Annotated in this window: 3 protein-coding genes; all 3 read left to right on the forward strand. The window is 41.3% G+C overall.

Features of this window, described 5'->3' with window-relative positions:
• The first annotated feature begins 247 nt into the window (after positions 1–247).
• Entirely contained in the window at positions 248–1,267 is a 1,020-nt protein-coding gene (hpsE, locus tag F6J99_RS42820; protein ID WP_293122974.1) for a hormogonium polysaccharide biosynthesis glycosyltransferase HpsE, read from the forward strand.
• A 266-nt stretch (positions 1,268–1,533) separates the two neighbouring features.
• On the forward strand, positions 1,534–2,529 hold the full coding sequence (locus tag F6J99_RS42825) for a glycosyltransferase family 2 protein (RefSeq protein WP_293122977.1): 996 nt from the start codon (positions 1,534–1,536) through the stop codon (positions 2,527–2,529).
• 173 nt (positions 2,530–2,702) lie between these two features.
• On the forward strand, positions 2,703–3,692 hold the full coding sequence (locus F6J99_RS42830; protein WP_293122980.1) for a glycosyltransferase: 990 nt from the start codon (positions 2,703–2,705) through the stop codon (positions 3,690–3,692).
• The last annotated feature ends 309 nt before the right edge of the window (positions 3,693–4,001 follow it).

Below are 4,001 nucleotides of genomic sequence, written 5' to 3' on the forward strand. Positions count from 1 at the left end.
TCCTTGTCTAGACCACGAGTTATATGGGTAAGTTCACCCATGCTGGCCAATGGGATCGCCCTTGAATTCCAGGAAAATACAGTTGGTGATTTTATCATAATTATGATTGAGTGGGTGAAGGAGGTTCTCTCCATCAATCTCAAATCACCAATCAGGATATCTCAGGATATCAAATTATGCTTCTATTAGTTGAGCCAACTTGGCCAATTTGTGGTGATTTCCTAACAAAGCCAAATCAGCTAGTTTTATGTCTGTTGACTTCACTATAGCGATTCCGACCTATAATGGGGCGAAGCGTTTACCATTACTGCTCGAACGACTGCGATCGCAAACTTTCCTCAACCCCATCAGTTGGGAAATTATTGTTGTTGACAACAATAGTAGCGATGATACTGCCCAGGTTATTCAAGACTATCAAAGCAATTGGGATTTATCTGTCCCCTTAAGATATTGTTTTGAACTCGAACAAGGATCAGCATTTGCCAGGTTGCGAGCTGTCCAGGAGGCTAAAGGTGAATTAATCGGTTTTTTAGATGATGACAATTTACCTGATCCCAACTGGATTGCTGCAGCCTATAGCTTTGGTCAAGAGTATCCTAAGGCAGGAGCCTACAGTGGTCAAATTCACGGTGATTTTGAAGTCGAACCCCCAGAAAATTTTGATCCCATCAAGCAATTTCTGGCAATTCGGGAACATGGACCAAACCCCCATCCCTTTCAACCCGAGCAAATCAGGCTACCCCCAGGGGCAAGCTTAGTCGTTCGTAGACAAGCTTGGCTCGATAGTGTGCCACCTCGTCCCAGTTTGACAGGCAAACTGCCCGGATTATTCGTCCAGGGGGATGATTATGAGCCATTGCTGTATATGTACAAAGCAGGTTGGGAAATTTGGTATAACCCAGCCATGCATAGCTATCATCAGATTCCCCAGTGGCGTCTTCAGAGAGATTACTTACTCACTCTCGCTCGTGGCTGTGGTTTGGCCACATGTCAGCTCCGCCTGATTAATGCTACCTTTTGGCAAAAGCCTATAGTAATTACCAAAACCTTATTGGGAAATTTGCGCCGATTTATCCTACATTTCCTGAAGTATCGAGGACAATTTAAAACTAATCTCATTGCCGCCTTTCAACTAGAATTCTTCTGGGGCAGTTTGATCAGTCCATTTTTTGCTATTAGAAAGCTTTTACAAAATAAGGGAACAGGGAACAGGGAACAGGGAGCAGGGAGCAGGGAGCAGGGAACAGGGAACAGGGAACAGTGTTAACTAATAATTGACGAAAATACTATCATTATAACACTTTTTTAATAGGTATGTTTTGATCAAAAAAAATTTTCATATTCAATGAAGTACAAAAACTAATTTTTCCGACTCCCGATTCCCTATTCCCTATTCCCGATTCCCGATTCCCTATTCCCTATTCCCTACTCCCTACTCCCTACTCCCTACTCCCTACTCCCTACTCCCTACTCCCTACTCCCTACTCCCTACTCCCTACTCCCTACTCCCGATTCCCTATTCCCTTTGCTATCATGACCCAAATATCCTTAATTATTCCAGTTAGAAATAGGCAACACTATACTCAGACTATTCTGAGTCAAATTTTTCAGCAACTTCCTAAAGTAAATACCGATAATACCTCAGTCATTTCAGTCATCATAGTAGATGATGATTCCACAGATGGCACCCGAGACATGATTAGACGTCAATTTCCCAATGTTTACTTACTTGAGGGAGATGGCAATCTTTGGTGGACAGGTGGGATTTGTCTGGGGATGAACTATGCCATAGATAAATTAGACTCGGATTACCTAGTGTGGCTAAATGATGATATCTCTGTGTCAGACAATTTCCTTAACAACCTGATTGATAGTTGTCAGTCTCCACTGTACAATAATACAATTGTTGGGGGTATTGTCCGGGATAAAACCTATTCTGATTGGATTGTGTTCAGTGGCATGGATAAAAAACAGCCAATTCGGAGTATGGATTATTTTGCTACAGCAGAGGCTAGGTCAGTCGATACCCTAAATGGTAATATAGCTATCATCCCCAGAGCAGTCGTCGATAAAATTGGATTTCCAGATGCTGATAGATTCCGGCATTACGGCGGTGACTTTGAGTTTGTTAGTCGTGCTCATAAATCAGGATTTAACGTGATTTTGTCAAGTAAACTCCAAGCCACTACGGATTATAATGTCAATGACTTGATTCGTTATATGCCCCCTTTACTACAATGGTATCTCCAACCGAATACAGCCAAAAGACTAGAGATTTTGAAAGGATTCACTAATTTAAAGTCAAATTATAATATCTGGCATATGGTCAATATAATTTATGAAGAATCACACCATGTCCCTTTCTGGAGGTATGCTATTTCCTATGTTAGGCAAGTTATTAAACTGTTAGTCAGTGATTTTTTACTCAAGAGTAAAACCGAAACAACTCTCAAAACCTATTTGAAGCAGCAAAATGCTCCCGAAGAAACTATTAAGGTGCTGATGAACCATAGAACTAAATCAGTATAGCATTGTCAGCTATCAGGTATCAGCTATCAGCTATCAGCTATCAGCTATCAGCTATCAGCTATCATATTAAACTAAATACTTAAATTTTTTCCTACTCCCTACTCCCTATTCCCTACTCCCTACTCCCTGCTCCCTACTCCCTACTCCCTTAATGTCAGAACCATGAAATTTAAATGAAGGCCAGCTTAATATCTATAATTATACCGGTTTATAATGACGAAAAAACTATCAAACAGACGATTGAATCGGTTTTAAATCAGACATTTACGGATTTTGAAATACTTGTCATTGATGATGGATCCCAAGACTCGACATGGCAAATAATTTCTAGCATCAAAGATGATAGATTAAAAATTTTTTCCTATCCCAATGCTGGCGTCAACCGAGCCCGTAATCGTGGATTCTCCCATGCTTCAGGTGACTATATTGCGTTCCTAGACGCTGATGATCTCTGGCATCCGGATAAATTAGAGTTCCAGTTAAACGCCTTACAAGCAAACCCCCAAGCCGCCGTTGCCTATAGTTGGACAAATTACATCGATGAATCAGGTCAGTTTTTGCGGCGAGGTAACCATATCACTCTCAATGGTAATGTTTATCCTCAGCTATTGCTAACTGATTTTTTGGAAAATGGTTCTAACGTCTTAATTTGTAGGAAAGCATTTGACACAGTTGGTCAATTTGATGAATCCCTAACCCAGGCAGAAGATTGGAATATGTGGCTGCGGCTCGCAGCTCATTATCCTTTTGTAGCTGTACCATACCCACACATTTTATATCGAGTCTCTGCTAATTCAGCCTCTTCTGATACTTCCAAGATGGAAGCAGGTTGTTTACAAGTAATTGAACGAGCCTTTGCTGCTGCTCCTGATTCTCTACAATATCTGAAAAAGCACAGCCTCGCTAACCTGTATAAGTACCTAATTTTCAAGGCTCTTGAATCCTCTTCACAACGACACCAAACCCTAGCCGCACTGCGATTTATTGGCCATGCCATCAGATATGATCCAAGCTTTTTACTGACAAGAACTACTTTAAAAGTATTCCTGAAAGTTATCCTATTACTAATTTTACCTGCTCCTCAGTCTACCGCTTTATTAAATCGATTTCCAAAATTATCGAATACTAGCACTATTCTCGGATATCTACGAACAAAACCTTAGACGGGTGTATCTTTTTTTTGTAAAAAATAAGGGGCAGTGTGGGGAGATGGGGAGATGGGGAGATGGGGAGATGGAGCATGTCACTTATGCAGCAACATTAGTACTAAGGTAATAGGAACCCACCCCTAACCCCTCCCAGGAGGGGAAGGTAATAGGAACCCACCCCTAACCCCTCCCAGGAGGCAGGGCTGTTTCATTTTCAGGAATAAATTGTCTTTTTCTACGGGTGAAAGGGAGCTGGGGTGCTGGGGAGAGGTTTTTTTTCAGGTTAAAAATAACTTTTTATTAGCTTTAATCCCCCCTATCTCC

The sequence above is a fragment of the Moorena sp. SIO4G3 genome, from assembly GCF_010692305.1.
Classification (GTDB): domain Bacteria; phylum Cyanobacteriota; class Cyanobacteriia; order Cyanobacteriales; family Coleofasciculaceae; genus Moorena; species Moorena producens_A.

Coding starts and splice junctions, on each gene's coding strand:
- hpsE (WP_293122974.1), top strand. CDS start 248: ATGTCTGTTGACTTCACTATAGCGATTCCGACCTATAATGGGGCGAAG.
- F6J99_RS42825 (WP_293122977.1), top strand. CDS start 1,534: ATGACCCAAATATCCTTAATTATTCCAGTTAGAAATAGGCAACACTAT.
- F6J99_RS42830 (WP_293122980.1), top strand. CDS start 2,703: ATGAAGGCCAGCTTAATATCTATAATTATACCGGTTTATAATGACGAA.